32 protein-coding genes and 1 tRNA gene are annotated in these 26,530 nt (G+C 61.9%); 18 read left to right on the top strand and 15 right to left on the bottom strand.

The genetic code is table 11. The features are described 5' to 3' along the window. Positions 1 to 29: 29 nt before the first annotated feature. The 5 genes from VB618_RS18390 (at position 30) to VB618_RS18370 (ending at position 4,796) form a co-directional block, all read left to right on the top strand. On the top strand, positions 30 to 776 hold the full coding sequence (locus VB618_RS18390) for a competence/damage-inducible protein A (RefSeq protein WP_329798187.1): 747 nt from the start codon (positions 30 to 32) through the stop codon (positions 774 to 776). Positions 777 to 814: 38 nt separating this feature from the next. Continuing rightward, on the top strand, positions 815 to 1,321 hold the full coding sequence (gene gpt / locus VB618_RS18385; protein WP_329798186.1) for a xanthine phosphoribosyltransferase: 507 nt from the start codon (positions 815 to 817) through the stop codon (positions 1,319 to 1,321). 18 nt (positions 1,322 to 1,339) lie between these two features. Then, positions 1,340 to 2,896 carry an AMP-binding protein gene (locus VB618_RS18380; protein WP_329798184.1) on the top strand — a complete coding sequence of 519 codons (1,557 nt, stop codon included), beginning with the start codon at positions 1,340 to 1,342 and terminating at the stop codon, positions 2,894 to 2,896. 109 nt (positions 2,897 to 3,005) lie between these two features. Further along, positions 3,006 to 3,299, top strand: a complete 294-nt coding sequence (locus VB618_RS18375; RefSeq protein WP_329798183.1) for a hypothetical protein — start codon at positions 3,006 to 3,008, stop codon at positions 3,297 to 3,299. A 276-nt stretch (positions 3,300 to 3,575) separates the two neighbouring features. After that, positions 3,576 to 4,796: a porin gene (locus VB618_RS18370; RefSeq protein ID WP_329798182.1), complete on the top strand. Its 1,221-nt coding sequence runs from the start codon at positions 3,576 to 3,578 to the stop codon at positions 4,794 to 4,796. A 910-nt stretch (positions 4,797 to 5,706) separates the two neighbouring features. On the opposite strand, the gene VB618_RS18365 is transcribed toward VB618_RS18370, so the two are convergent. Beyond that, complete coding sequence (locus tag VB618_RS18365; protein WP_329798181.1) at positions 5,707 to 6,279, bottom strand: hypothetical protein; 573 nt, start codon at positions 6,277 to 6,279, stop codon at positions 5,707 to 5,709. A 42-nt stretch (positions 6,280 to 6,321) separates the two neighbouring features. Between VB618_RS18365 and VB618_RS18360 the strand changes: the two genes are divergently transcribed. Continuing rightward, complete coding sequence (locus VB618_RS18360) at positions 6,322 to 6,720, top strand: response regulator (RefSeq protein WP_329798180.1); 399 nt, start codon at positions 6,322 to 6,324, stop codon at positions 6,718 to 6,720. A 100-nt stretch (positions 6,721 to 6,820) separates the two neighbouring features. Then, the gene (locus VB618_RS18355; RefSeq protein WP_329798179.1) at positions 6,821 to 7,192 is read left to right on the top strand and encodes a hypothetical protein; all 372 of its coding nucleotides are present in this window, start codon (positions 6,821 to 6,823) and stop codon (positions 7,190 to 7,192) included. A gap of 51 nt (positions 7,193 to 7,243) precedes the next feature. Here the strand turns inward: VB618_RS18355 and VB618_RS19845 are convergent, their stop codons facing one another. Then, entirely contained in the window at positions 7,244 to 7,468 is a 225-nt protein-coding gene (locus VB618_RS19845; RefSeq protein WP_442931860.1) for a NepR family anti-sigma factor, read from the bottom strand. Positions 7,469 to 7,718: 250 nt separating this feature from the next. On the opposite strand from VB618_RS19845, the gene VB618_RS18350 reads away from it, so the two are divergent. Then, positions 7,719 to 7,886 (top strand): hypothetical protein, encoded by a 168-nt coding sequence (locus tag VB618_RS18350; RefSeq protein ID WP_329798178.1) that lies wholly within the window; start codon positions 7,719 to 7,721, stop codon positions 7,884 to 7,886. Between the two features lie 55 nt (positions 7,887 to 7,941). Here VB618_RS18350 and VB618_RS18345 read toward each other — a convergent pair whose 3' ends face one another. The 5 genes from VB618_RS18345 to VB618_RS18325 all read right to left on the bottom strand — a co-directional run bounded on the left by VB618_RS18345 (position 7,942) and on the right by VB618_RS18325 (position 11,382). Next, positions 7,942 to 8,151 (bottom strand): hypothetical protein, encoded by a 210-nt coding sequence (locus VB618_RS18345; RefSeq protein WP_329798177.1) that lies wholly within the window; start codon positions 8,149 to 8,151, stop codon positions 7,942 to 7,944. 240 nt (positions 8,152 to 8,391) lie between these two features. Beyond that, positions 8,392 to 9,573, bottom strand: a complete 1,182-nt coding sequence (locus VB618_RS18340) for a calcium-binding protein (protein ID WP_329798176.1) — start codon at positions 9,571 to 9,573, stop codon at positions 8,392 to 8,394. A gap of 204 nt (positions 9,574 to 9,777) precedes the next feature. Further along, positions 9,778 to 9,863, bottom strand: a tRNA-Leu gene (locus VB618_RS18335). Positions 9,864 to 9,930: 67 nt separating this feature from the next. Then, on the bottom strand, positions 9,931 to 11,118 hold the full coding sequence (locus tag VB618_RS18330; RefSeq protein WP_329798175.1) for an FAD-dependent oxidoreductase: 1,188 nt from the start codon (positions 11,116 to 11,118) through the stop codon (positions 9,931 to 9,933). Further along, positions 11,119 to 11,382 carry a zinc-finger domain-containing protein gene (locus VB618_RS18325; protein WP_329798174.1) on the bottom strand — a complete coding sequence of 88 codons (264 nt, stop codon included), beginning with the start codon at positions 11,380 to 11,382 and terminating at the stop codon, positions 11,119 to 11,121. Between the two features lie 144 nt (positions 11,383 to 11,526). Here VB618_RS18325 and VB618_RS18320 point away from each other — a divergent pair, with 144 nt between their 5' ends. Both VB618_RS18320 and VB618_RS18315 read left to right on the top strand, forming a co-directional pair. Further along, a complete protein-coding gene (locus VB618_RS18320; RefSeq protein ID WP_329798228.1) occupies positions 11,527 to 12,291 on the top strand; it encodes an alpha/beta fold hydrolase in 765 nt (254 codons plus the stop codon). 57 nt (positions 12,292 to 12,348) lie between these two features. Further along, positions 12,349 to 12,840 (top strand): class I SAM-dependent methyltransferase, encoded by a 492-nt coding sequence (locus VB618_RS18315; protein WP_329798173.1) that lies wholly within the window; start codon positions 12,349 to 12,351, stop codon positions 12,838 to 12,840. A 2-nt stretch (positions 12,841 to 12,842) separates the two neighbouring features. Here the strand turns inward: VB618_RS18315 and VB618_RS18310 are convergent, their stop codons facing one another. Continuing rightward, complete coding sequence (locus tag VB618_RS18310; protein WP_329798172.1) at positions 12,843 to 13,643, bottom strand: enoyl-CoA hydratase; 801 nt, start codon at positions 13,641 to 13,643, stop codon at positions 12,843 to 12,845. A gap of 124 nt (positions 13,644 to 13,767) precedes the next feature. On the opposite strand from VB618_RS18310, the gene cysE reads away from it, so the two are divergent. From cysE to VB618_RS18295, 3 genes are all read left to right on the top strand, one after another. Beyond that, positions 13,768 to 14,604 (top strand): serine O-acetyltransferase, encoded by an 837-nt coding sequence (cysE, locus tag VB618_RS18305; protein WP_329798171.1) that lies wholly within the window; start codon positions 13,768 to 13,770, stop codon positions 14,602 to 14,604. A 105-nt stretch (positions 14,605 to 14,709) separates the two neighbouring features. Next, on the top strand, positions 14,710 to 14,907 hold the full coding sequence (locus VB618_RS18300; RefSeq protein WP_201752112.1) for a DUF3126 family protein: 198 nt from the start codon (positions 14,710 to 14,712) through the stop codon (positions 14,905 to 14,907). Between the two features lie 59 nt (positions 14,908 to 14,966). Beyond that, a complete protein-coding gene (locus tag VB618_RS18295) occupies positions 14,967 to 15,497 on the top strand; it encodes a gamma carbonic anhydrase family protein (RefSeq protein WP_329798169.1) in 531 nt (176 codons plus the stop codon). A gap of 159 nt (positions 15,498 to 15,656) precedes the next feature. On the opposite strand, the gene VB618_RS18290 is transcribed toward VB618_RS18295, so the two are convergent. After that, positions 15,657 to 16,259 (bottom strand): transglutaminase-like cysteine peptidase, encoded by a 603-nt coding sequence (locus VB618_RS18290; RefSeq protein WP_329798227.1) that lies wholly within the window; start codon positions 16,257 to 16,259, stop codon positions 15,657 to 15,659. Positions 16,260 to 16,631: 372 nt separating this feature from the next. Between VB618_RS18290 and VB618_RS18285 the strand changes: the two genes are divergently transcribed. Together VB618_RS18285 and VB618_RS18280 are read left to right on the top strand one after the other, a co-directional pair. After that, positions 16,632 to 17,447, top strand: coding sequence for a rhomboid family intramembrane serine protease (locus tag VB618_RS18285; RefSeq protein WP_329798168.1), 816 nt, complete (start codon positions 16,632 to 16,634; stop codon positions 17,445 to 17,447). Positions 17,448 to 17,584: 137 nt separating this feature from the next. Next, entirely contained in the window at positions 17,585 to 18,016 is a 432-nt protein-coding gene (locus tag VB618_RS18280) for a CBS domain-containing protein (RefSeq protein WP_329798167.1), read from the top strand. Between the two features lies 1 nt (position 18,017). Here the strand turns inward: VB618_RS18280 and VB618_RS18275 are convergent, their stop codons facing one another. The 4 genes from VB618_RS18275 to folE form a co-directional block, all read right to left on the bottom strand. Further along, positions 18,018 to 19,028: a patatin-like phospholipase family protein gene (locus VB618_RS18275; RefSeq protein WP_329798166.1), complete on the bottom strand. Its 1,011-nt coding sequence runs from the start codon at positions 19,026 to 19,028 to the stop codon at positions 18,018 to 18,020. Between the two features lie 86 nt (positions 19,029 to 19,114). Beyond that, positions 19,115 to 20,269: an MFS transporter gene (locus tag VB618_RS18270; protein ID WP_329798165.1), complete on the bottom strand. Its 1,155-nt coding sequence runs from the start codon at positions 20,267 to 20,269 to the stop codon at positions 19,115 to 19,117. A gap of 78 nt (positions 20,270 to 20,347) precedes the next feature. Further along, positions 20,348 to 20,758, bottom strand: coding sequence for a phosphoribosyl-AMP cyclohydrolase (hisI, locus tag VB618_RS18265; RefSeq protein ID WP_329798164.1), 411 nt, complete (start codon positions 20,756 to 20,758; stop codon positions 20,348 to 20,350). Between the two features lie 9 nt (positions 20,759 to 20,767). Next, the gene (folE, locus tag VB618_RS18260; RefSeq protein WP_442931858.1) at positions 20,768 to 21,403 is read right to left on the bottom strand and encodes a GTP cyclohydrolase I FolE; all 636 of its coding nucleotides are present in this window, start codon (positions 21,401 to 21,403) and stop codon (positions 20,768 to 20,770) included. 200 nt (positions 21,404 to 21,603) lie between these two features. Between folE and VB618_RS18255 the strand changes: the two genes are divergently transcribed. After that, positions 21,604 to 22,050 carry an iron-sulfur cluster assembly scaffold protein gene (locus VB618_RS18255; RefSeq protein WP_329798163.1) on the top strand — a complete coding sequence of 149 codons (447 nt, stop codon included), beginning with the start codon at positions 21,604 to 21,606 and terminating at the stop codon, positions 22,048 to 22,050. Positions 22,051 to 22,053: 3 nt separating this feature from the next. Here VB618_RS18255 and VB618_RS18250 read toward each other — a convergent pair whose 3' ends face one another. Next, entirely contained in the window at positions 22,054 to 22,488 is a 435-nt protein-coding gene (locus VB618_RS18250; RefSeq protein ID WP_329798162.1) for a hypothetical protein, read from the bottom strand. A gap of 27 nt (positions 22,489 to 22,515) precedes the next feature. Here VB618_RS18250 and yidD point away from each other — a divergent pair, with 27 nt between their 5' ends. Together yidD and thrS are read left to right on the top strand one after the other, a co-directional pair. Then, a complete protein-coding gene (yidD, locus tag VB618_RS18245; RefSeq protein ID WP_329798224.1) occupies positions 22,516 to 22,848 on the top strand; it encodes a membrane protein insertion efficiency factor YidD in 333 nt (110 codons plus the stop codon). 76 nt (positions 22,849 to 22,924) lie between these two features. After that, positions 22,925 to 24,970: a threonine--tRNA ligase gene (gene thrS / locus VB618_RS18240; protein WP_329798161.1), complete on the top strand. Its 2,046-nt coding sequence runs from the start codon at positions 22,925 to 22,927 to the stop codon at positions 24,968 to 24,970. Positions 24,971 to 25,070: 100 nt separating this feature from the next. Here the strand turns inward: thrS and VB618_RS19840 are convergent, their stop codons facing one another. After that, on the bottom strand, positions 25,071 to 26,453 hold the full coding sequence (locus VB618_RS19840) for a CBS domain-containing protein (protein WP_442931857.1): 1,383 nt from the start codon (positions 26,451 to 26,453) through the stop codon (positions 25,071 to 25,073). Between the last annotated feature and the right edge of the window lie 77 nt (positions 26,454 to 26,530).

The raw sequence follows: 26,530 nt of genomic DNA, 5'->3' as shown, positions 1-26,530 counted from the left end.
GCTAAACGCCCCCAAAAGGATCGCTGCGCATGGCCGTCTCCGTTACAGCCGCTCTTCTCATCATCGGGGATGAGATCCTCACGGGTCGCACCAAGGACAAGAATATCGGCTACATCGCCGAGTATCTGACCGGGATCGGCGTAGACCTGCGCGAGGTGCGCGTCGTGCCGGACGTGGAGGAGGAGATCGTGGCTGCGGTGAATGCCTTGCGCCACCGCTACACCTATCTCTTCACCACCGGCGGCATCGGCCCCACCCACGACGACATCACGGCCGACTGTATCGCCAAGGCTTTCGGTGTCGGGATCGACCATGATCCGCGGGCAGTCGCGATACTGCGGGAGCGCTATACGCCGGACGAGCTCAACGAGGCCCGCCTGCGTATGGCCCGGATCCCCGATGGTGCCGACCTGATCGAGAACCCGATCTCCAAGGCGCCGGGCTTCCGCATCGGCAATGTCTTCGTCATGGCCGGCGTGCCCTCGATCATGCAGGCCATGCTCGACAACATCGCGCCGACCCTGGAAACCGGGGCGCGCATGATCATCGAGAATATCGAGGCGGAGGGTCTGGCCGAGGGCATCTATGCCGAGGGCCTGGGCCAGATCGCATCGTCCTTCCCGAGCGTCTCCATCGGGTCCTATCCGTCGTTCTCCACCAGCGGCTTCCGCAACCAGATCGTCGTGCGCGGCAAGGAGCCTGAGGCCGTTGCCCGGGCCGCCGCTGCCGTGCGCGATCATCTCGCCCGCCTCAAGGGTGACCAAGCGCCATTGTAAGAGTTATCCTCGCCACCACCGTCACAAAGAGCCAACCGATGTCTCCGACTTCTCCCAAAGCCTTCCCCGTCTCCTGGGACCAGTTTCACCGCGATTGCCGCGCCCTTGCCTGGCGCTTGGCCTCGGCCGGCCCGTTCGAGGCCATCGTCTGCATCACCCGCGGCGGCCTCGTGCCGGCCGCCATCGTGGCGCGTGAACTCGACGTCCGCCTTATCGAGAGCGTCTGCATCGCGAGCTATCACGACTACAAGAACCAGGGTGAGCTCCGGGTGCTCAAGGACATTGCGCCCGCCGTCAAGGCGCTGGGCGACGGCACGGGCAAGGGCGTGCTCGTGATCGACGACCTGACCGACACCGGCAAGACCGCCAAGATGGTCCGCGACATGCTGCCCAGCGCGCATTTCGCCGCCGTCTATGCCAAGCCCGCCGGACGCCCCCTCATCGATACCTTCGTGACGGAAGTCAGCCAGGACACCTGGATCTACTTCCCCTGGGATATGGGCCTGGCCTATCAGGCGCCGATCCGCGAAGGCTCGGCCGGCTAGTTGACCAGGAGCGCGCCCGTGGCTGAGTTCGACATCGCGCGGACGCGCAAGACCCTGTTCGGAGCACTCCTCGATGCCCGGGATCGTTTCGGCCGCAACAAGGTTGCCCTGGAGGATCTGGAGCGTCAGCCGATCACCTTCGAACGTCTTGTCCTCGGCTCCCTGGTGCTCGGGCGCAAGCTCGCCAGATTGACGAAGGAGCGCGAGACCGTCGGCGTGCTGCTGCCGAATGTGCAGGCGATTGCCGTGACCCTGTTCGGGCTCAACGCCTTCGGGCGCGTTCCGGCCTTCCTGAACTTCACCGCGGGTCTCAAGAACCTCAGGGCCGCCTGCGAATTGGCCGGGATCGAGACCATCGTCACCTCGCGGCGGTTCATCGAGCAGGGCAAACTCGACGACATCATTGAGGCGTTAGGGGAGGGGCGTACGATCCTCTGGCTCGAGGATGTGCGCGCAGAGCTTACGAGCCTCGACAAGCTGCGCGGGCTTGTCGATTCATGGATCGCGCGGCGTGTCCACGCTGGCGCGAACCTCCAGCCGGACGACCCGGCCGTGCTGCTCTTCACCTCAGGGTCCGAGGGCGTGCCGAAAGGCGTGGTGCTGTCGAACGCCAATCTGGTAGCCAATGCCTATCAGGTGAAGGCTCTCGCAGGCGATGTGCTGAAGGACGACGACGTCTTCTTCAATCCGCTGCCGATCTTCCATTCCTTCGGCCTGACCGCAGGTCTTCTGACGGCTTTGCTCAACGGCATGAAGGCGGTGCTCTATCCAAGCCCGCTGCACTACCGGCAGATCCCGAAGCTCGTTGCGGGAACGCGCGCCACGGTGATGCTCGCCACTGACACCTTTCTCCAGGGCTATGCCCGCGCTGCCGGCGAGGACGATCTCGCAAGCGTGCGCTTCGTGATTGCCGGGGCCGAGCGGGTGAAGGACGAGACGCGCCGCCTTTGGGATCGGCATGGCACGGTCATCGTCGAGGGATACGGCGCCACCGAATGCTCGCCCGTCATTGCCTGCAATCTTCCCGACGACAACCATCCGGGCACGGTGGGGCATGTCCTGCCCGGCATCGAATGGCGCCTGGAAGCCGTCGAGGGAATCCATGAGGGCGGGCGCCTGCACGTGCGCGGCCCGAACGTGATGAAGGGCTATCTCGACCCGGCCGGACCCGGCGGCATCCGGCCGCCGGCCGAGGGGTGGCACGACACCGGCGACATCGTCACCGTCGATGGTCGGATCGTGACGATCCGGGGGCGGGCAAAGCGCTTTGCCAAGATCGCCGGCGAAATGGTGTCCTTGGCGGCCATCGAGGCGACCGTCCAGTCCCTCTGGCCCGACAGCAGCCATGTGGTGGTGGCGATCCCGGACCCGCGCAAGGGGGAGCAGATCGTCCTCATCACCGACAAGCCGGATGCGGACCGCGATGTCCTCATGGCCCATGCCAAGGACCATGGTTTTCCTGAACTTTGGGTGCCGCGCTCCATTCTGGTTGCGAGCATTCCGGTGCTGGGCTCGGGAAAGACCGATTATGCCGGCGCTGTCGATCTGGCGCGGCGCCTGCAGCCCATGCTGTAGCGGCTTCATGCCCTCTTCGGTCAGGGGCCTCGCGGTAACAAAGCCCTGCTTGACGCGTTGTCATTTCGAAGAGTGTTCCGTTCGGACAGTCTGTACGAAGGGTATGACGATGCGAAAGATTGTTTGTGTTCTGGCTCTCTTGGTCGCTGCATCGAGTGTCCAGGCCCAGCCACGGCCATTGACCCCTAACCTGACCTGCAATCAGGCTCGTGGTCTCGTGCTGACGCGAGGTCAGATCGTTCTTGGAACCGGCACCTACACTTACGACCGCTATGTCAGCGATGGGCGGTTCTGCCTGCGCAACGAGATGACCGAACTCGCTTTCGTGCCGACCCGGGACACGCCCCAATGCCCTGTCGGGTATACCTGCCGGGAGCTCGAACTGGATTTCTTCGGAGATTGACGAGTTGGCTCGGGCAGATTTGGGAGACATGTGTCTTAGCGGCGGATGGGCCTCAAGCTGTAGTGCGAGTGACGCAACGACAGGGTTTGCCTGGCTGTTGAATTCGGGCCACACCCTGGAAAATAAGCATGCGAACCCTCCTGGAATGCCTATCTTTTCGGCATAGTGCGCGTCGCATGAGCGGATCTGAAGCGAACCTGTGTTGCGTCAGACGTGAGCGTGAGTATGGTCACGTTTGTACATGGGTCTCGGACCCAGATTTCTTTGGAGAAACCCATGAAGCTCGTTAAGGGCCTCTTTCTTGGAACAGTCGCAGGGCTTGCGGCTGTCACGGGGGCACAAGCCGCTGACTTGCCGGTCGCTAAGGCCGCAGCGGTCGAATACGTTCGCGTCTGCTCCACCTACGGTGCAGGCTTCTTCTACATCCCAGGCACGGAAACCTGCTTGCGCGTCGGTGGCCGCGTCCGCGCCGAGTACACCTACCTTGAGCCTACAACTCGCGAGAGTAATTCGATCGGCTTCCTCGCCCGCGGCCGCGTCCAGCTCGATGCCCGCACCGCGACGGCTTACGGTCTGCTCCGCGCCTTCGTCCGTATGGAGATATCCCGCAACACCGGCGTCTACGCTAACTCTAATGGTCCCGGCACCGGCACCTCGCCGAACATTGCCCAGGCCTACATCCAGTTCGGTGGCCTGACCGCCGGTCGTACGACCTCGTTCTTCACGAACGGCGACGTCGCGAATGAGAATTGGGGCACGCTCCGCTTCTACGACTATCCTGATGTGAACCTGCTCGCCTACACCTTTTCCTTCGGCAATGGCTTCTCGGCCACCCTGTCGCTGGAAGAGGGCTCCTTCGCGACCAACCTCGCCACGGACCTTGCCGATGTCGGCGCCGGCCAGAGGCTGCCTGACCTCGTCGGTAACCTGAAGTATTCCGGCACCTGGGGTTCGGCTCAGCTTTCCGGCGCACTGCATCAGCTCCGCACCAACACCCTTGTTGGCGGCGATTACGTTGACAGCGAACTTGGCTGGGCCGTGTCGGGCATGGTCAACGTGAACCTGCCGGCGCTCGCCGAAGGCGATGCCTTGTGGTTTGCCGCCACCTATGCCGACGGCGCTCTCGGTTATCTCGGCTTCGATCCCGACAACTCGGTCGGCATCGCTTCGGGAACGGCTGTGGACGCCTATGTGGATCTTGATGGCGATCTCGATACCGGCCGCGGCTGGTCCCTCGCCGGTGGTCTCAACCACTACTGGACCCCGACGATCCGGCAGAGCCTGTTCGGCTCCTATGCTCGCGTTGAGTACGGTTCTACCGCTCCTGTCGCTGACTTCACTGAATGGCGCGTCGGTTCGAACCTGATCTGGTCGCCGGTTTCCGGTCTCGACATCGGTGTGGAGGCTCTCTACTCCAACCTCAACCCGCGTGGCATTGTCGGCGCGGATGATGATGACGCTTGGGAAGGCCGCCTGCGCATTCAGCGCGACTTCTAAACACTCTTCCTAATTAGTTAGAAAACCCCGGTGGTGACGCCGGGGTTTTCTTGTTTTGGTCATAACGACGTCCTACTGAAAGCTCCTTCTGCCTTTCAAACGGGCTCCTCAGCCGACGGGATCAAACTATGCCCACGGTGCTTAAAACCTTCACTGCCGCATGGCTCGCAATTGGGCTTGGTGGATGCGTTGGCATGGCGGGGATTTCCACCTGGGACTATCGATCAGGTTCTGGCTATGAGACCGCACGCGCACAGGAAAGCCGGATCCAGGTCGATTCAGATCAGGGTCTGACGCATGAGGCCTGTACGAGCGTGAGCAGAAGGCAGATTGCCCCTTCGGGCAGTGTCTCGGGCACCGATCTGAGCGCCTGCCGCTCCAACTGATCCGGTACGTGGAGCCAAGGAACGAACCTTCACCTTGACCGTTGGCATGAGGTCAATTCCAATTCGGGAGAGAATCCTCATGAACAACATCATCTGGCTCATCGGTGCAATCGTTGTGGTCCTGGCGATCCTGTCATTCCTCGGACTGCGCTGAACACGAACCCTGAACCTGCAGGACAGAGTTCGCATCATATGCGCTGTCCTGCAGTTCTCGACTTATCAGGTTATCTGCAGTGACGCTGCCGATTGCGAGGCAGGGCAGCCGCTCACTCCAGAAGAACAAAGACGACTGATGCGACATTCATCGCGGCCAAGAGGCCGATCAATACGGTGAACAGCGGGATGCCTCGCCTGCGTACCGCTCCGGCGCCGCTCCCCACTTCCATATCCGGTTCCGGACAAGATTCCCTGCAGGTCATTCCTTATCCTCTTCTTGGCCTTACGTTTCGTAATGTTGGCCAGAATGAGCCGGGTTCAACGACACCGACGTGCGGTTTCACACAAGCCGGCTGCAGGCGTTGCTTCTAGTGACGCGTCGCGCTCTTCTGGATTTGGAGAAGTTGCCCCTCGATCGCCCGCATTCTCGTCATCAGCCGGTCCAGTTCGTAAAGGAGTTGCTTCTCGTCCTGCCGGGCCTGCTCAACCGATTCAGACGAGGAGCCGTGGCGGATCCGATGAAGGGCATCGGCGAGCTTGCGGTCGAGAAGCCGCATGTGATGCTCCAGGTCCAAGAATTCCTGGTGAAGCTGGGTCTCCTTGAACACGGTGGGGATCTCACGTGAGAAAAGTCGGTTCAAGCTTAAGCTACAGCCTGGAAGGCGGTTCCTCCAGAGCAAAAAGCTTCTCAAGAAAATTTCTATAAGGCCAAGCTGAAACGGAGAGCCGTCCTCACCGTTCTGTGATGAGGGTCTTGGCCCGATCGCGCCCTGCGCTCGGGACAATTGCTTATTCGCGATCTTGTCGAAGATGCGGTTGAAAGCGTTACTGCTTTCGACCGCATATTGAGTTCTGGCTTTATCGCACCGGCTGTCCGCATCGCGTTTTCGGAGCCGGATTTTTCTATCCAATAGAGAGCCTGAGGATCGTTGCTCCTTCATCAAAGGGCTCCAGGAAATGTAAACTGGAAGAGGAGATGGCTTATGGGACAGAGAATCGAGCCTTATCGTATAGCCTTGATCGTCGAGGATGATTTCGAAGTCAGGGGCTTAGCGGCAGCTCTTCTCGAGGAAACTGATCTGAAGGTCGTCGAGACGTCCAGCGCGGAAGAGGCGCTGGCCTATCTGAACCGGCATTCGGAAGAAGTAGCCTTCCTTTTTGCTGATCTCCGGCTCCCCTGCCTGATGGACGGATTGGATCTGGTGCGAACCGTTCGGCTCAAGTGGCCATGGGTTCGCACGGTGCTGACCTCCGGCAGCCCCCTTGATGACGAGTCTGGCGATGTCCCGCGGGATGTCCGTTTCATGCCCAAGCCCTGGAGAGCCCTTGAAGTCCTGATGGAGGCGGAGAGGGCCGCCGCTCAGTCCCTCCGGAGAAACTGAGGGTCACTGGGTCGAAGCCTATCCGCATCGTCTCGCACGTCGGCGTGGAACCTAGGCGCTTGCCGGGAATTGGCGTCAGCAGTTCGAAGAGGATTAACTGATGCCGAACACGTCTATTGCTACCGGAACTTTCGCGTCTCGCAGTGAAGCCAACCAAGCGGTCCAGCGCCTTGTCTCTGCCGGGTTCGCCCGCAACAGCATCGAGCTTCATCGCCATAATGGCGATGAAGGTTATGACCTCGAGATGCATACCCGACAGGAGAATCTTAAGCGGGCCGAGCGCCTGATCCATGCCTCCGTGCCGCTCTATGCCGTGCGTCAGACCGCGTCCGGTGTCGTTCAGACCGCCAAGTCATATCCCTTCGTTCTGCTCGGAGCTGGAATTCTGGCGGGGTTTCTGATCTACAGCCTCGTTCCGAAGGAAACGGCCTCGGCGGGCCATTCGAATCCGCGGAACCGTCGCAGGCGCTAAGGCTCAGAACCATCTCAATGGGGTGAGGGCTCGATCCTGAACAGATATGGCTCAGTGGTCCTCATCCCCTTCTCGACGGCCCGCCCTTTCAAGCCTCTCCAGTAACTGCCTGATGCGATCCGGCGCAGGTTCCTTCAGGATGCTCTGGTAATTGTGCTGAAGTTGACGTCCGAGATCTTTCAACAGTTCGGATTGCCCGGCCGCTGTCAACCCATTGGAGCCGATACTCCAGCCCGTGTTGCCTCCTGCGGCATAAGGGTGGTGCCGCTTTGGCATCAATGACCTCCCTGTGAGTTGCGCGTGGTGATCGAAGAACGGGCGAGTTCCTATTCAGTTGCGGCTAAGTTTCTGAAGAAGTTTAATTTTTTCGCCTCGGCGAGATTCCTCGTCCATGCTGAGACAGGTATCCTGCGCCCCCGGGCCTTGCGTCTTATATCCTTATTGGGGAGCAGGCGACTGCCGGTCGCATTGGCTTGACCCTTCTCATGCGTCAAAGCTCAGCTTCAAGGTTGCTGGGGGCTGCGGGATGCGTGAAGTTCTGATGATCTATCTGGGTGGCGTCATACTGCTCCTTGCAGTCTCGACCATGATCAATGACGAGGAACAGGTTGGCCTCGATCACATCCTGATCGCCGGCTTCGGCTGGCCGATTCTGACGCCCCTCCTGGCGTTCCGAGCGTGGCACAGCCGCTGAGATTCCTAGCTGCATTTAGGAGAGCAGGCGGAGGCGTATTGTGACCTGGCGGGGCTTAGTTCCGCGAGGGCGCAGAACGGGGTGAGCAGCGGTATCCGATGGGGCACTGGGCTGTATCGGCCGTCGGAACCCAGGCCGGATCCAGGGTTTCGCCGACGCCGCAGGATCCGTAGGATCCGACATAGCGGTCGTAGGTGAAGGGCCCCGTGTTGAGGACGATGGCTTTCTGCGAGGCGACAAGGCCCTGTGCCTGAGTACAGGACATTCTCAGCGTCAGAGGATGGCTCTGTGCCCATGCATCGACACTCGTCGATACAAGGACCAAGGCGGCCACTAGGCTTATGCGGTGAGGCGAAAAGGAGCCGGAGAGCATCGTTCGTCTCCAAAGGGACTGGTCAAGAGTGCCTTCGACCATATCCGCCAACAGGATCGCTCGATGTGCTGTCATGCACACCAAGCGCCTTAGATCACAGCACCGGGCCCTCCGGCTCCTATGGATGCTCGACTAGATGATCTGGAAGTCCAGAGATGTCATCCTCAGGCCGACTGAGAGCTTCGCTACGATGACCTGCTCACTCCTGCCGGTGCCGTCCTGATCGTAATAGAGAACACCGTTGGTGCGATCGTAGATGATCCGATCGCTCGCGTCATGTGCCCCCGTTCCAGTCCAGAAAGCCGAAGACCTCAACTGACCCTCTGGTCCTAGACCCGTGAATGCATTGTTGTTCAGTAAGAATGTGTCACTGGCAACCGAGAAGTCCCGAATGGTGTCTACATCTGCTGAACCGTTCGGGATCCCATGATAGACGAAGACATCCAATCCCGAGCCGCTGCGGAGAATGTCGGCACCTGACTGGCCATAAAGGCGGTCATTGCCGCTTCCGCCGTTAAGAGCATCATCCCCGAAGCTGCCATAGAGACGGTCGTTGCCGCCGCCGCCAGTCATAGCATCGGCGCCGGAGCCACCGTCTAGACTGTCGTTGCCGAGGTCGCCATTGAGAGCGTCGTTGCCGGAACCGCCACTTAGGCTGTCGCTGCCTCCCCCACCCAGCAAAACGTCATTGCCAGAACTGCCACTCAGCCGGTCATTGCCCAGTTCCCCATAGAGACGGTCACTTTCCCTCCCGCCGTTGATCCTGTCGCTCCCAATGCCCCCCATAATCCGGTCGTTGCTCGCTGTTCCGAAGAGCGCGTCGTCCACGGTCATATACTGAAGCTGACCATAGAGGGGAGCATCCGACCTGGTGACTCCTACGGGAAGGTTTGTGCTCAGACTCAGGCTCACCGAATGGAGCACTGACGCAATGACAGAGTTGCTGTTCAGATCATCCCCTGAAACCTGTCTAAAGATATCGACGCTATAGTTCAGATCCGCGTTCTCGATATTGTTGGCGTGCTGGACCATGATTTGCCAGACATCATCGACGTTTCTGTTGCCGAGATCGAGTACCTTGCGGTGCCTCTCCTCTGGGGTGTCTGAGCCTCTCCTGTCGGGGGAGGTAGCAAGATTGGCATCGACCAATGTCTCAAGATCGCCGTTCGATCCTGCAGTGCCTCGGATCACTTTCTCCGAGACGACACGACCCTGCTCATCCGTAACGGTCTTGACGAGATAGAGGTGAAAAAAGCCGCTATCGACTCCCTCAAATTCAACGGGCTTTGCCTCGATGGCAATAACGGTCGGCATGGGCAGACTCCTAAAACGGGCCGGGTTACCCGGACACTTCATTTCTCCTTCATCAACTTTGCTTCTGGCTTTGCCGTTCCGAAGAAGGCGTGGGAATTCGGCGTTTCTATTGTCGCAGTCGATTTGACCGAAGGCTGACAGCAAGGCGAGCTTCCGGGAGCTACGCCTCTCAAGGTGGTGACGGCAATGAGTGGGATAATCGAATGGTGCGGACGGCGGGGGTCGAACCCGCACGGGCATAGCCCGAGGGATTTTAAGTCCCTTGCGTCTACCGGTTTCGCCACGTCCGCTTCAGCAAAGAGGGTTATCGAGCTGTGGGCCTGAGCGCAAGTCCAACCATACGCGCTGGATACTCACTTAGTCCGGAGCACGGAAGCCATAGAGCCAGTCGTAGCGCTTCGTCATGCCCTCGGGGCCGAGATAGCGCATGACCCTGTCGCGCCCGAAGGCCACCAGAGAGCCCGCATGATAAATGCGCCCGTTCGTGCGGGCTTCCTTCTGGACCCGGGTCGCGCGCCCGAGGCGCTGCTTCTCATAGGCCGAGAGGACTGCTGGGATATCGGTTGGCGTCTCGCGCAGCAGAGAGGCAAGGGTCGCCGCCGCCTCGATCGCCATCGCGGCACCTTGAGCCAGGAAGGGCAGGACCGGATGAGCGGCATCGCCGAGGAGGGCAATCAGGCCCTTGGCGAGGCGCTCGGCCGGATGGTCGAAGAGCGACCAGCGCAGCCATTCCTGTGGCAGGGCGAGAAGATCGCGCAGGACAGGGGCGGACGAGGCATAGCGGGCGAGCAGATCCTCGCGCCGGCCGGGAGCGGCCCAGCCCTCTACGGGTGTAGGATTTCTCTCGATAGCCGCGACATTGATAAGCCTGCCGCCGGCAATGGGGTAATGCACCACATGGCCCTGAGACCCGAGCCAGAGGCCGGTCTCCTCGCCCGCGAGTTCGGCCGGGGCGGCGCTGCGCTCGAAGGTGGCCCGCCAGGCAATGTGGCCGCGATAGGTGGGCTGCGTCCTGTCGCCGAGTTGCTGCCTGACCTTCGACCAGACGCCGTCGGCGCCGATGATCATGTCGACCGTGAGGGTCTCCTGCGCGCCGCCGGCGGATATCCAGGTGAGGGAAGCCTGTGAGGGATTGTTCTCAATACTCTCCACCGTCCGCCCCATGACAAGGCGGATCGACGGCTCGGACCGGACGGCATCGAGCAGGATCATCTGGAGATCGGCCCGGTGCACGACCCAATAGGGAGCCTCGAACCGCTCGCGCATGAAGGCGCCCATGGCCACCTCGCCGATGGGCTTGCCCGAGCGGATCGCGCGTACCATCACGCGCTCCGGCTCCGTCGCCACACGGCGGAGCGCCGGGCCGAGACCGAGTTTGATCAGGATCCGGCTGGCATTGGGCGAAAGCTGCAGGCCTGCTCCGACCTCGCTGAACCCGGTCCGGCGCTCAACGAGCGTCACTGCGTGGCCCTGCCGGGCTAAGGCCAGAGCCGCCGTCAGGCCGCCGATGCCGGCGCCGACGACTGCAATCGAGAGCTTCTGCACTTACCGGGAAGAGGCGGAGTTCGCGAAATCGGGCTCCCAGACGCATTCAGCCGGGCGGGCCTCGTCAAACTTCAGGGAGGGGTCGTACTTGAACAGGGTCGAGCAGTAGGAGCAGATCGTCTCGGTGTCATAGCCCATGTCGATGAAGATATGGGGATGATCGAAGGGCGGCGTCGCTCCGATGCACATGAACTCCTTCGAGCCCACGTGAATGACGGGAACGCCCGGATCGTTGTGGAAGTGGGGAGTACCTTTGTCAGCCATTGCCGTTGCTCTGAAGCGTTGAAATTTGGCGCACCATAATGGCCGATCGGCCATGCGCCTAGAGCAAATTTCCAAGCGTTGCATCCGGCCAGATGGGTGCTAGGTAGAACCTCACTCTTGGTTTCCTCCAACGCCACTGGTCCGATGCGCTATTTCAATTCAAACGGCGTGAGCATCGCCTATGTCGACGTGCCGCCCCATGAGGGGCAGGGCGATCCGATCCTGCTCATTCACGGCTTCGCCTCGAACCATGCGGTCAACTGGGTCAACACGCTCTGGGTGAAAACCCTGACGCGGGCCGGATACCGGGTCGTCGCCTTCGACAACCGGGGGCATGGGCAGAGCGAGAAGCTTTACGATCCCGAGGCCTATAATTCCTATCGCATGGCGGAGGATGGCTGCCGGCTGCTCGACCATCTCGGCATCGAACGGGCCGACGTGATGGGCTATTCCATGGGCGCGCGGATCACCGCCCACATGGCGCTCACCGCCCCGGAACGGATGCGCTCCATGCTTCTTGGCGGCTTGGGCATCCATCTGGTGGAGGGTGTCGGCCTGCCGCTCGGCATCGCCGATGCCATGGAGGTGGGCTCCCTAGACGATCTGACCGACCCCATGCAGCGCATGTTCCGGGCCTTTGCCGAGCAGACGGGCAGCGACCTCAAGGCGCTCGCGGCCTGCATCCGCGGGACCCGGCAGGTGCTGACCCCAGAGGAGGTCGCCTCCATCACACTGCCGACCCTGGTCTCGGTTGGAACCAAGGATGACGTCTCCGGCTCAGGGCCGGAACTGGCCCGGCTCATCCCGAACGCGACGGCGCTCGATATTCCAGGGCGGGACCACAACCTCGCCGTGGGCGACAAGGTGCACAAGCAGGGCGTGCTCGACTTCCTGACGCAGCGTACATGAGGCACCTACCTTTGCTTTAAAGGGCTCCTCCCCATATCCCTGCGGCAGGAGTGACCTATGACCCGACTCGACTCTGTGATCCGGCGGCTTACCGCCCAGCGCGACCTCCTGAACTGGGCGGCTCAGGAGATCAGAACCACGGGGCTTATTCTCGAACTCGGCCTCGGCAACGGCCGCACCTACGATCACCTGCGGACCAAGCTACCCGGCCGCGAAATCTATGCCTTCGAGCGCTCTCCGGCGGCTCATCCGGATTGCTATCCTCCCGAAGGCTACCTGATTGTCGGGGACATTTTCGAGACCCTGCCGGCCTTCATCGCGCGGTTTGGGCAGGGATCGGCGGCGCTGATTCACACCGATATCGGCACAGGTGACGAAGAGGCGAACCGCCGGCACGCCCTGCGGCTGTCGCCCCTGCTCGATTCCCTGCTCCAGCCCGGAGGGCTTCTGATCGCCGACCGAGCCTTCGAGATGCCGTCCTGCACCGACATCTCTTCCCAGACGAACGTGCCGGAGGGCCGTTACTTCGTGTATCGCCGGAACGCCTGAACCTAGCGCCCGGTGAAAACCGGCCTGCGCTTCTGCAGGAAGGCCTCGCGGCCCTCTACGGCATCCGCACTGTCGAAGCACTGATCAGCCAAGGCCACTGGGTTGGCGCCGGGATGCGCCACGCCAACTGAATCATCTATCGCTGCCTTGGCGGCCCTGATCGTCAGGGGCGCGTTCTCCGCGATGCTCTCCGCGAGCGTTTGCGTGACCTGTTCCAATTCGCCATCGGGGACCAGCCGCTGCACGACCCCGAGGCGATGCGCCTCCTGAGCGTCGAGCCGCCGTGCGGTGAAGAACAGATCCTTCGCGGCGGTGGCGCCGACGGCAGCGGTCACGAGCTTCATGGCTCCCGGAGGGTAGCCGACCCCGAGCCGTGCTGCCGGAATGCCGAAGATGGCGTTCTCGGAGGCAACCCGCAGGTCGCAGGAGAGGGCAAGACCGAAGCCGCCGCCGAGGCAGAAGCCGCGAATCATGGCAATCACAGGCTTGGAGCAATGGGCGACGGCCCAGAAAGCCGCTTCGTTGGCGGCCTCATAGAGCCGCCCGCCCTCGGCATCGGCGCGTACCGTCGCGAATTCGGCGATATCGGCTCCGGACGCGAAAGAGGCTTGGCCTGCGCCCCTCAGGACGACAACCCGCACGTCCGGATCCCGGTCAAGAGCCTCCATCAGCGACGGGAAGGCCTTCCACATCTCCAGGTCAACGGCGTTATGCTTGGCAACATTGTCGATGGCCAATGTTGCAATGCTGCCGCTGAAGGAGAGGGCAAGCTTGGATGGTACGGGCGAAAAAGAGTAGGTCATGGCTCGTTTGGATCTGTAGTAAGGGCCCGGGCTTCTTATTTATGATTGAGGCCATAGCGGATCGTGCGGAAAAGTGGGCTTGGTTTTATGTACGATGCGCCAGCATAGCCGGCAGGAGACTACCATGACACAGACGCGCCTGAAGCCGGGAGCCCCCGATGCCGTGGCCGGAAAGGTCGATCCGATCTGGGATCGCCTCCGCTCCGAGGCCGAAGCGATCGTCCAGGCCGAGCCGGCGATGGCCGGCTTCGTCCTGAGCGCCATCCTGCACCAGCCGAGCCTCGAGGCCGCGGTGATTCACCGGGTCGCCTCCCGTCTTGGCCATGCGGCTGTGCCGGCTGACATCATCGAGCAGATCTTCCTTGAGGCCGTGGAGAGCGACCGCACCATCGGGGCGGCCATGAGGGCCGACATCAGCGCCGTGCTCGACCGGGATCCCGTGGTCTCCCGAGCCATCGAGCCCGTGCTCTACTTCAAGGGCTTCCACGCCATACAGACGCACCGGCTGGCTCACTGGCTGTGGAAGAGGGGGCGGCAGGATTTCGCCCTGTATCTGCAGAGCCGCTCGTCCGAGACGTTCCAGACCGACATTCATCCGGGAGCCCGGATCGGACGGGGCATCTTCCTGGACCACGCCACCGGGCTCGTGGTGGGCGCCACCGCGGTTATCGAGGACAATGTGTCGATGCTCCAGGACGTGACCCTGGGCGGAACAGGCAAGGAGCGGGGCGACCGTCATCCCAAGATCCGCCAGGGCGTGCTCATCGGCGCCGGCGCCAAGATCCTCGGCAATATCGAGGTCGGCCACTGCGCGAGAATCGCCGCAGGCTCTGTCGTGCTCAAGCCTGTGCCCCATAATGCCACGGTGGCCGGCGTTCCCGCCAAGGTCGTCGGCACGGCCGGTTGCGAGGAGCCCGCCCGGTCCATGGATCATTGCTTCTCTGACACTGACGGAATCTGAGGACGGGCTCCATCCGGGACCTAACGCCGCTTGCTCGCGTTTGCCGGGCATGGCAAGTGCAGCAAACGTGACAGTAAGAAAGGACCTGTAGTGGAAAAAACCGAGATGGCTAAAGTCGAGCGCTACCTGCGCCAGACCTTTGCGAACCACTCGATCCGCGTTGTCGGGCGGCCGAAGAAGACCGATTCGGCGGAAGTTTACATCGGTGAGGAATTCGTCGGCGTTCTCTTCGTCGACGATGAGGATGGGGACCGCTCCTTCAACTTCACCATGGCAATCCTCGATACGGATCTTGAGGACTAGGCGCTTTTTCGCAGCAGACCTCCCCTGAGGTTCTGCTGCTTTTCTCTGCTGGATCATTGATGCCGATCTACAGCCTCGACGACACCGCCCCGATCCTTCCCGAACCCGGCCGCTTCTGGATCGCCCCGGACGCGCATGTGATCGGCAGAGTCCGGTTGGGGCTGGATGTCAGCATCTGGTTCGGCGCCGTGTTGCGGGGCGACAATGAGCTCATCGACATCGGCGAGGCCACGAACATTCAGGAAGGCGCGCTGCTGCACACGGATATGGGGGTGCCCTTGAGCGTCGGTGCGGGGTGCACCATCGGGCACAAGGCCATCCTCCATGGCTGCACCATCGGCGAGAATTCCCTGATCGGCATGGGCGCCACGGTGCTCAACCATGCGCGCATCGGCGCCAATTGCCTGGTGGGAGCGAATGCGCTCGTGACTGAAGGCAAGGAATTTCCCGATAATTCGCTGATTGTCGGGGCTCCCGCCAAGGCGATCCGGGTGCTGGATGCCGAGGCCATCGAGCGGCTTCGCTTGTCGGCCAGGCACTACGTGGAGAACTGGCAGCGTTTCGCTCAAAAAATGAAGCGGATCGACTGATCCGCCGCGCATCGTGCGTAAAAGTGGATCCGGTTTTCCTGCCCACACGATGCGTTTCACCAAAAAATAAGGCGGATCGACTGATCCGCCTGAAGTCTTCTGACATCGATGGTGGGAAAATGAACTAGCCGGCGCCCTCAGGTGCCGGCTTTGGAATTCTTAGCGGTTCGCCGTGGTGGTCGGCGACGAGACGATGCCGCCGAGCGACACCCAACCCATCGCGTCCTGGCTCTCGCGCTTGATGTAGACATAGCCGGTGCGGTGCCAGGGGAGGACCGAGGAGATCTTGTTGTCCAGGACGAAGTCGCCCCGGCTGGTGCGGACCATCAGCACCGCATGGCCTTCACCGAGCTCGTCGATCACGACGGTCATGCGCATGGCGCGGCGGGGCAGGCCGGCCTCCACGAGAAGGCGGCGCTTCAGAAGCTGGAAGTCTTCGCAGTCACCCTTGCCATCATCGGGGAAGCCCCAGGTGTCGACGACGCCGAAGTGATCAGCATCCGTCACTGCCTTGATGCCCGAGTTCACGCGCTGATTGACGGATACGATGGTCTTCCAGGCCTGAGGCGTCAGCTCGATCTTGTCGGCTTCCGTGACATCGACGGTGCATTCGGAGCGAAACTTCTCGCAGAACTGGGACCAGCCGAGGAGCGGCTTGGCAGTGCCGACGCTCGTGATCGGGGCGCTGTTGACGGGCAGAGACGCGAGGGTCTGAGCCTGGGCGGCAGCACCGGAAAAGATCAGGGAGAACCCGAGAAGAATTGTTTTGATGAAATTGCCGGAAAATTCCGACTTCTCATTTGCGCCACAGAAAAGGCCGTTCTTGAAATAATCCTGCCGCATGCCCCACCAGCCGGTTAACGTTCTTTTAACCAAACTGACATGGTTACATTTAGGGCTCAAGCGGAAAGTAAAAGGTGAGTTAACGCGTCGCGCCTCGGCTGGTTCCTTTATGGTTAACAAAAATATTGAAGATCGCAATTCCGAAAGGACGAGTTTCCTCTCCGTTAAGCTCGGCCGCTGCTAAGTTGTTGGTTTTTCTCGACTGGGCGGCCAAATAGAGGTTAGGTCGCGGATATCTTCAATCCCGGTGACCGGGATATTCCTGTCGGCCGTCTCATACAAAAGCATTACATGTCTCCGAACCCGCCCCGTGCCCGAGAGCCGATCCTCAACCTTCCGGCCGTCATCGCCCTCTGCCTGCTGGCGCTGATCGGCATCCATGCCGTCCGCCTGCTCCTCTCCGACGAATCGGATTTCATGCTGATCATCGACTGGTCGGTGATTCCGGCCCGCTGGTCCGTGGCCTTCGGGAGCGTCCAGGTGGAGGATGTCATGAACTACCTGCGCGAGGGCGTTGCGGAAGACACGATCACCCCTCTGATGGCCTTGGCGCAGTATGTTCTCGACGGCCAGGAGGGCAGGCCATGGACGGCTTTGTCCTATGCCTTCCTGCATGGCTCCTGGGCCCATGTGCTGATCAACAGCGTTTGGCTGGCAGCCTTCGGGACACCCATCGTCCGTCGTTGCGGCGGCGGGCGGTTCTTCATCCTGTCGGCGGCCGCCGCGATTGCCGGAGCGGTTCTCTACGCTGTTATGAATCCCTTGCAGGTTCTGCCGATGATCGGAGCGTCCGGGGCCGTGTCGGGTCTTATGGCGGCTGCCTCCTGGTTCATGTTCGCCCCGGCCTCGTGGCACTGGGAGGGGCGGCTGACGCAGCCCCACGAGCGGCCCCGGGAAACCCCAGCGCACATGATCCGCAACCGGCAGGTCCTGATCTTCCTCGGGATCTGGTTCGCCGCCAACTACGTGTTCGCCTTCGTCCAGCCTTTAGGCGTCACGGATGCGAGCATCGCCTGGGAGGCGCATCTCGGCGGCTTTCTGGCAGGCCTCGTCCTTTTCCCTCTGGTGGACCCGCTTCCCGCACGAGCCAAGCGCATCTCGGCTTGAAACTGATGCCGTTTGCGCTGATCATCCGAAAGCTGACGTAGGGTTTTCACCCAAAGTCGTGGGTGTCTGACCCAGCATCAGCCTAGCGAGTACGAGGGCTGACGGTCCTTCGCCATTCGCGCAACGGGAGGGAATCAATGATCGTCAATCGCATTCTTTCGCTCAAGGGTCGCGACGTCGCGACCATCGAACCGAGCCGGACTTTGAGCGAAGCGGCCAAGGTTCTCGCCGAGCGCAGGATAGGTGCCCTTCTCATTGTGGATGGTCAAAGGCCTGTGGCAGGCATCATTTCCGAACGGGACATCGTGCGGGCGGTCGCCAGCCATGGCGCCAAGGCCCTGGAGGAGCCCGTCTCCCGCTTCATGACGGAAAAGGTGATGACCTGCACGGGGGAGACCTCGATTCCCGACGTGATGGAACTGATGACCCAGCAGAAATTCCGGCATGTCCCAGTCGTCGAGGGCGGACGCTTGGTCGGCATCGTCTCCATCGGCGACGTGGTGAAGGAACGCCTCCAAGAGGTCGAGGCCGAGGCCGAGGCGATCAAGGAGTATATCGCGACGGCTTAAATCAGCGCGGCTGCGATTCCTGCAGCAGTTCGAGAATATCCGGCAGGGCGCGCTCCGTGGCCTGCCGGCCCAAGGTGATGCATTCCTGGGCCCGGTGGAATTCGAACAGCCCCATCTTGGCGAGTTTCGGCGCGACCATGATGTCCGGCGGATCGCCGGCGAGCCGTGAGCGGGCGATGCGATCCTGGGTGATGTTGAAGGCATCCACCATCACGGTGGCCATGCCCGGAGCATTGGGCTTGCTCTGCTTCTCGCCGCGGCCGCCCGGAAAGATGCCCCAGCGCCGCGGGGCTTCCTCGATCACCTGCTCGATCTCCTTCTCGTCGCTCGTCCCGGCATCGTAGGATTGGATGACCGTGCCGCGCACGCGCACCTCGCCATTGAGGTTCACGCAGATGACGATGTCGGCTCCCAGGGCACGGGCGGCCGTGATCGGAATCGGGTTCACCAGGGCGCCATCCATGAGCCATCGTCCGCCGATCATGACCGGGTCGAACACGCCCGGAAGGGCATAGGACGCGCGCATGGCCTGAACGAGAGGGCCGCGCGTCAGCCAGATCTCGTGGCCGCTCACCAGTTCGGTCGCGATGGTGCAGAACTTGACCGGCAGCGCCTCGACCCTCTGGTCGGTGAGATCCTGGTCGAGCAGGCGTTGCAGGCGTCCGCCGGCGATGAGGCCCGCGCCGCTGAAATGGAAATCGAGAAGGCCCATGACGCGCCGCTTGGTCAGCGAAAGGGCGAAGGCCTCCAGTCCGTCGAGCTTGCCGGCCGCATAGCAGCCGCCCACGACAGCGCCGATCGAGCACCCGGCGATCACGTCCGGAACGATGCCGGCTTCCTCAAGAACGCGGAGGACGCCGATATGGGACCAGCCCCGTGCCGCGCCTCCGCCGAGTGCCAGGCCGATCCGGGGCTTGGCCCGAGGATCGCGTTCGACAGGCGCTTTGATCTCCGTCACTCCCCCACCACCCCCCGAACCGGCGCTGCGCCGGGCAATTCCGTCCCACAACATTGATCGACTCCAAGGCACTCTGTTCATTATGGCGGCTTCCCATGAAACCCGCGTGAACATGCCCTCAAGTTTCAATTAGGACTGGTTCATGAAAACTGAACAGTGGAACGCTGAAGAGCCCGCTGCGACATGATGATGATGACGAAGGTGAAGACGATCAGAAGACCCAGCATTGCGCGCAGGCCGAAGATTTCCCCGCCGAACCCGATCAGCGGCGGGCCCATCAGCAATCCGCCATAGCCCAGCGTCGCCACCATGGCGACCCCCATGCTGGGCGGAATGCCCTTCATCTGGCCGGCTGTGCTGAACAGGACCGGCACCGTATTGGCCAATCCAATGCCCACCAGGGCAAAGCCGATGGAGGCGGGCAGGGGCGAGGGCAGGATCATCGCCAGGGCAAGGCCGAGGGCCGAGAGCAGGCCACCGAGCTGGAGGGTGCGTGCCCGCCCGAGATGGCGCACGGCAAAATCGCCCATGAACCGGCAGATTGTCATGGTGAGCGAGAAGGCGGCAAAGCCTGACACGGCCGCCTCCAGGCTCGCGCCGGCCACCGTCTGAAGATAGATCGCTGACCAGTCGACGATGGCGCCCTCGACGATGAAGCAGAACATGGCAAGCACCGCGAGGAGAATGACCGGACCGCGAGGCCAGGCGAAGCCGTGGCCTTCCGATGCTCTTTCCGTCTCCCCCATGGTCCAGAAGCCCGTCACGAGGAAGAGCATCCCCATCCCGGAACAGGAGATCAGCAGCGTGGGGACGATCCCGATATCGGACGCGATGAGAAGGCCGGACAAAGCGGCTCCGGCCAGCCCGCCGAGGCTGAAGAAGGCGTGAAAGGACGACATGATCGCCGCTCCCCAGGCCCTCTCGACCACGGTGGCATTGGTGTTCATGGCGATGTCCATGGTGCCGTTGCAGGCGCCGGCCACGAGGGATGCGGCGATGAAGAGCGGCAGGCTCGGTGCCAATCCCGGCAGGAGCAGAGCGGTCGCAAACGAGAAGGCCGCGATGAGGGTCATCGTCCGGCTGCCGACGACGGCCACAGCCCAGCCGATCACCGGCATGAGAGCGACGGCGCCGAGAGAGAAGGCCAGGAGTCCAAGGCTGAGTTCCCCATCGGACAGGCCGAGCGACACCTTGAACCGAGGCAGCTGCGCCGCCCAGGTGCCGATGCCGAAGCCATTGCCGAAGAAGATGGCGCTCGCCGCTACCCGCGCGAGGAGAAGGTCACGTCGTGTCATGCGGCGTACCTATCGCGTATGCCGGAAACGTGCACCCGTTTCCTGGCGGAGGGCAGCCCTGCGTTTCGAGAGGGCTGCTCAGTCGATGACCAGACTCGGGCCGTCTGCCGACATTTCGACCCTGCGGTAGAAGCAGGAGCGGCGCCCCGTATGGCAGCACCCGCCGTCGCCCGCGACCTTCACCTTCAGCAGAAGGGCGTCCTGGTCGCAGTCGGTCCGTATTTCCAGAACCGTCTGGACCTGCCCGCTGGTCGCGCCCTTGTGCCAGAGTTCCCCACGGGAGCGGGACCAGTACCAGGCCTCGCCGGTCTCAAGGGTCTTCGCCAGGGCCTCCGAATTCATGTACGCGACCATGAGGATTTCGCCCGTCGCGGCTTCCGTGGTGATGCAGGTGACCAGCCCGTCCGCTCCGAAACGGGGGGACAGAACACTGCCCTCCTCGAGTTCGGTCTTGGAGCCGGGAGGCGGAAACGGGTTGGTCGCGGTCATACGAGGGCCTCAGCCCCGGCCGTTGCGCACCAGGGTGAGGAAGCGCACCTGTTCGGCCGGGTCTTCCTTGAAGACACCTGTGAACTGGGTCGTCAAGGTCAGGGCGCCGGCCTTCTGGATGCCACGCATGGACATGCACATGTGCTCGGCCTCGATCATCACCGCCACTCCGCGCGGGGCGAGCGCCTTGACCATGGCCGAGGCGATCTGGGCCGTCATGGTCTCCTGCGTCTGCAGGCGACGCGCATAGGCATCCACAAGGCGGGCGAGCTTGGAGAGGCCGACAACGCCCTTGGAGGGATAATAGGCCACATGCGCCACGCCGTAGAACGGCACCATGTGGTGTTCGCAATGGGAATAGAAGGGAATGTCGCGCACGAGCACGATATCGTCGTAGCCTTCAACCTCTCTGAAGACCTTGTCGAGGATTTCGGCCGGATCCTCCCCATATCCCGAGTAGAGTTCCCGGAAAGCCTTGGCCACGCGCTTAGGCGTATCCTGAAGTCCCTCGCGCGACGGGTCGTCCCCGGCCCAACGGAGCAGGGTGCGGACGGCGGCTTCGGCCTCTTCCCGGGTCGGCGTCGTAACAGGTTTGTCGGCAACCGGATTCAGACGCGCGGACAAGGACTTGACGGCATCACTCACGCAGGGCCCCTTTCGTCATTCTTCGGATTAGGAAGCGACGCAGCTTCCAAACATTTTTTCAGCTTCTTCTCCGCACGCCACTGGTCAGAGGCCTATTCCGGAGTTCAGCTACCACAATATGGGTTCAGTACCCATTTTGTGTATTAGATACCTACGCGGAGTTAAAGGGTATATTCCCAAACGTAATGTCACAGGCTGTCATGCTGAATGAGATCTATAGCCGGCGCATCCTCGAACTCGCGGCCGATATTCCGCACCTCGGGCGGTTGCCAGACGCTGACGCATCCGCGACGGCCAGATCCAAGCTTTGCGGGTCGACGGTGACGGTCGATGTGAAGCTCGATCAAAATGTAGTGACGGGCTTCGCCCAGGACGTGAAGGCCTGTGCCCTGGGCCAAGCCTCGTCCTCAATCATGGGGCGCCATGTCATCGGCTCGACAGTCGAGGAACTCCGCGACCTTCGCGAGACCGTAACGCAGCTGCTCAAGGCGGGCGGTGAGGCACCTCAGGGCAAGTGGGAGGACCTGAAGGTTCTGGAGCCCCTGCGGGACTACAAGGCCCGGCATGCTTCCATCCTGCTCACCTTCGATGCAGTCGTGGATGCTCTCGACCAGATCGAATCGAGAAGGAGTTCAGGCCAGACCTAAATTTCAAGTGTAAACTTTTTCCTCATTCGGATTGCGGATTGTATATTCAAAAGCTTTGACAAATTTCAGAAAATTTTCTGAAGCGTGATCCGCGATTTTGCTTAAGAAGAAAGCGGTGAGAGGATTATTACTTTGTAGTGAAAGCCGGTTGGAAGCGATCTCTTTGATTGTAATATTGTCTGGTATTTCTTGACTTACTGATAAGACATTCAGCGTTTCGAGATTGGTCTTGTTTCTTCCTATCAAATCAGAGGACCCGAAGTATTGATCTATAATCAATGCCAGATCATCGTTCTTGCTGAAAATACATACATCACCATAGTCTCGGATAAAATCGTAAAACTTGTCAGTGGTTTCACCGCTGATCGTGGTTGCAAAAATGAACCCACCAAGGCTTTGTCTTGTTTCGTATCTGACCGTGACTTTAGTATCTCTCATTGGCTTCTCACTTTCGCAAAGCGCATGATGCAACCTACAGTAGGAAAACTTATTGCGCACTACCTTATACGCGGTTATCAACTAACATTGTCTGGGCTCATCGGCCGCCAATGCCGCCATCTGCCCTCTTGCTCCGAATACACCGACGAGGCGATTCAGCGGCACGGGTTCTGGCCGGGGGGCTGGATGGGTTTCGCGCGGATATGCCGTTGCGGGCCCTTCGGGACCTCAGGGCTCGATCTCGTGCCTGAAACGTTGCCCGAGGCTGCCTCCTGGTATAAGCCCTGGGCTTATGGTCTCTGGCGGGGCGTCAATGCTCCCCCGATCATCTGCGAGGCAGCCGAACCTGACGGCGGCTGACTTCGCCTTTCATCAGCAAGCCGTCGGCCCCGCTTACCTGCTCCGTTGGCAGGAGTGAGCCAGGAGAAGATTTGACATGATTACCCTGACATTTCCCGATGGCGCCCAGCGCCAGTTTGAGCCCGGCATCACCGGCCGCGAGATCGTGGAAGGCATCGCCAAGTCGCTCGCCAAGCGCACAATCGCCATGGCGCTCGACGGCACGGTCGCCGATCTCGCCGATCCGATCTCCCAGGATGCCAAGATCGAATTCCTCAACCGCGAAGACCCGCGCGCGCTGGAACTGATCCGGCACGATTGCGCGCATGTGCTCGCAGAAGCCGTGCAGGAGCTGTTTCCGGGAACGCAGGTGACCATCGGTCCCGTAATCGAGAACGGCTTCTATTACGACTTCGCCCGCAACGAGCCCTTCACCCCGGAGGACTTCCCGGCGATCGAGGCCAAGATGCGCGAGATTATCGCGCGCGATAAGCCCTTCACGAAGGAAGTCTGGAGCCGCGACAAGGCCAAGCAGGTCTTCAAGGAGAAGGGCGAGACCTACAAGATCGAGCTCATCGACGCGATTCCGGCAGGCCAGGATCTCAAAATCTACTCCCAGGGCGACTGGTTCGATCTCTGCCGCGGTCCGCACATGACCTCCACGGGCAAGATCGGCAACGCCTTCAAGCTCATGAAGGTGGCGGGCGCCTATTGGCGCGGTGACAGCAATAACGCGATGCTGACCCGCATCTACGCGACCGCCTGGGCTGCCCAAGAGGATCTCGACAACTACATCCGCCAGCTTGAGGAAGCCGAGAAGCGCGATCATCGCCGCCTGGGCCGCGAGATGGACCTGTTCCATTTCCAGGAGGAAGGACCGGGCGTCGTGTTCTGGCATCCGAAAGGCTGGACGGTGTTCCAGGAGCTGATCTCCTATATGCGCCGCCGTCTCAAGGGCACCTATCAGGAGGTCAACGCGCCGCAGATCCTCGACAAGGCCCTGTGGGAGACCTCAGGTCACTGGGGCTGGTACTCGGACAACATGTTCGCCGTGAAGTCGGCTTCTGCCTTCCTCCGCCCGAACGATCCGGAGGCGGATCAGCGCCTATTCGCCCTCAAGCCGATGAACTGCCCGGGCCACGTCCAGATCTTCAAGCACGGCCTGAAATCCTACCGCGATCTGCCGCTGCGCCTCGCCGAATTCGGCAACGTTCATCGCTACGAGCCGTCGGGCGCCCTGCACGGCCTCATGCGTGTGCGCGGTTTCACGCAGGACGACGCGCATATCTTTTGCACCGAAGAGCAGCTGGCCGCGGAGTGCCTGAAGATCAACGATCTGATCCTCTCCACCTACGCCGATTTCGGCTTCGATGAGATCGTCGTGAAGCTCTCCACACGCCCTGAGAAGCGCGTCGGCACAGACGAGATGTGGGATCACGCGGAAGACGTGATGACCCGCGTCTTGAAGCAGATCGAGGATCAGTCGGGCGGGCGCATCAAGACCGCGATCAACCCGGGCGAGGGCGCGTTCTACGGACCGAAGTTCGAGTACGTGCTGCGCGACGCCATCGGCCGCGACTGGCAATGCGGCACCACGCAGGTCGACTTCAACCTGCCGGAGCGGTTCGGCGCGTTCTATGTCGATGCGGACGGCCAGAAGAAGACGCCCGTCATGGTGCACCGCGCGATCTGCGGCTCCATGGAGCGCTTCACCGGCATCCTGATCGAGCACTTTGCCGGCCATTTCCCGCTCTGGCTCGCGCCGGTGCAAGCGGTGGTCGCTACCATCACATCCGAGGGCGATGAGTACGCTATGGAGGTGGTGCGCGCCGCCGAGGCCGCAGGCCTTCGCGTCGAGCCTGACCTGCGCAACGAGAAGATCAACTATAAGGTCCGCGAGCATTCGCTCGTGAAGGTGCCTGTTCTTCTCGTGGTTGGCCGCAAGGAGGCCGCCGAACGGACAGTCTCCATCCGCCGTCTCGGCAGCCCCGAGCAGAAGACCATGACCCTCGATGAAGCCTTGAAGGCGCTTGCTGCCGAGGCCGTAACGCCGGACCTCAAGCGGGCGGCGAAAGCGGTGTCCGAGCCGGAGGGGCATGCGACGCTTGACGGCCATCGCGTGGTTGAACGCACGGTGGCGTAACAGCCGATCAAATGGATGAAGGCGGCGCTCCTGTTCAAGAGCGCCGCCTTTTTCTTTGGCTCAACCTTCTCAGGATGAGGGTATCGTTGAGAGCATCGCCTCAGCTCGTCTGTCGCTGCCGTCCAGTGGTGCGGCCGCCTGCTGCGGTACCGGCTGTTGTGCCGGCCGTGCCGCTGCCGGGATTGCCTGTCGCGGCTCCTGCATCGCCGGCTTCGGTGCCGGTGGCATGTGTGCCTTGGCGCTGGCCGACCCGCAGGTTGTTCTGCACGTGGGACACGCCGGAGACGGATTCCGCCATGTCTTCGGCCCGGCGCCTTTCGTTGCGGTCGCGCACCGTGCCGGTGAGGGTCACCTCCCGGTTCTGGACCTGCACCTCGATTTCTGACGCATCGAGCATAGGATCGTCGGTCAGGCGCTCGCTGATGTCCTCGCGGATGCGCTCGTCCGAGCGCTGGTAGCCCTTCGGGCCACGGCCCTGGTGCTCGCCCCGGCGGACCTCGCCGAAGCTGCCGGTGGCGTCGTTGCTGAACCGGTTATTGCCGGGGCCCATGCCATAGTTGCTGTGATCCCGTCGCTCGTTCACGAGGCTCCAGGTCCGTTCGCGATCCTGCATGCGGCGATCATCCTCGCTGCTGTCGTCGCCGGGGCGGGCGCGCTCGCCGGTGATGGTCGAAGCGCCATAACGCGGAGGGTGAAAGCCCCTGCCGGCGGAGCCGCGGCCCGCGAATTCGTCGCCATAGCTCTGATAACCATCGCCGCCGAAGCCGCCGCGCATGCGGGAGTCGCGGGCGCCTTCCTGGCCGGGATAGCCGAAGCTGCCGAAGGCGGCGCGCACATCGTCCTCCTCGCGGAAGCGGAAATGGTCGCGGCCCGGCCTGCGGCTGTTGTCGACCCGTCCGCGATTGCCGTTGTCGTGGTAGTCGTTAGGGCGGTGCCGGTCAGTGTCGTCCCGGCTGGCGTCGTTCATGCGCCGTTCCAGCTCGCGCCGTTCATCGGCCGTCAGGCGAGCCTGTCCGCCGCCCCGCGTCTGGTCGGCGCGGGCACTTGTGGGCGTGCCGGAGCGGTCGGGCTCTGAGGGGGTGGAAATGCGATGCAGAGCGCGGGTGGCCTCACCCTCGACATCGGTCGCTAGATCGCCGAGCGCCACGATGCCGACCAGGTGCTTGTCGTGATCGACCACGGGCAGGCGGCGGATCTGGTGGTCGCTCATCAGCTGGACGATATGGCTCACGTCGTCGTCGTCGAAGCACCACCACACATTGTCGGACATGATGTCCCGCACGCGGGTGGTGTCGGGCGGGAGGCCGGCTGCGGTTGCGCGAACGGTGATGTCGCGGTCCGTCACCATGCCGCGCAGGCGCCGCCCATCGCAGACGGGCAAGACGCCGACATTCATTTCATCCATGAGCCGTGCCGCTTCCTGGATGGTCCGGTCCGGACTCACCACGCGCACGTTGCGGGTCATGATCTCTGCGACTTTCATGGGCTTCCTCTCCTGCAAGGTCACGCCTTGGGAGTGCGGGCTCATGCGCGGCGCGACCTGTACTTGGTGTTCGGTCA

It is taken from the genome of Microvirga sp. CF3062 (assembly GCF_036314045.1).
In the GTDB taxonomy this organism is placed as follows: Bacteria; Pseudomonadota; Alphaproteobacteria; order Rhizobiales; family Beijerinckiaceae; genus Microvirga.
The sequence above is the reverse complement of the archived record's forward strand: the minus strand, read 5'-3'. Positions and strand labels throughout refer to the sequence as shown.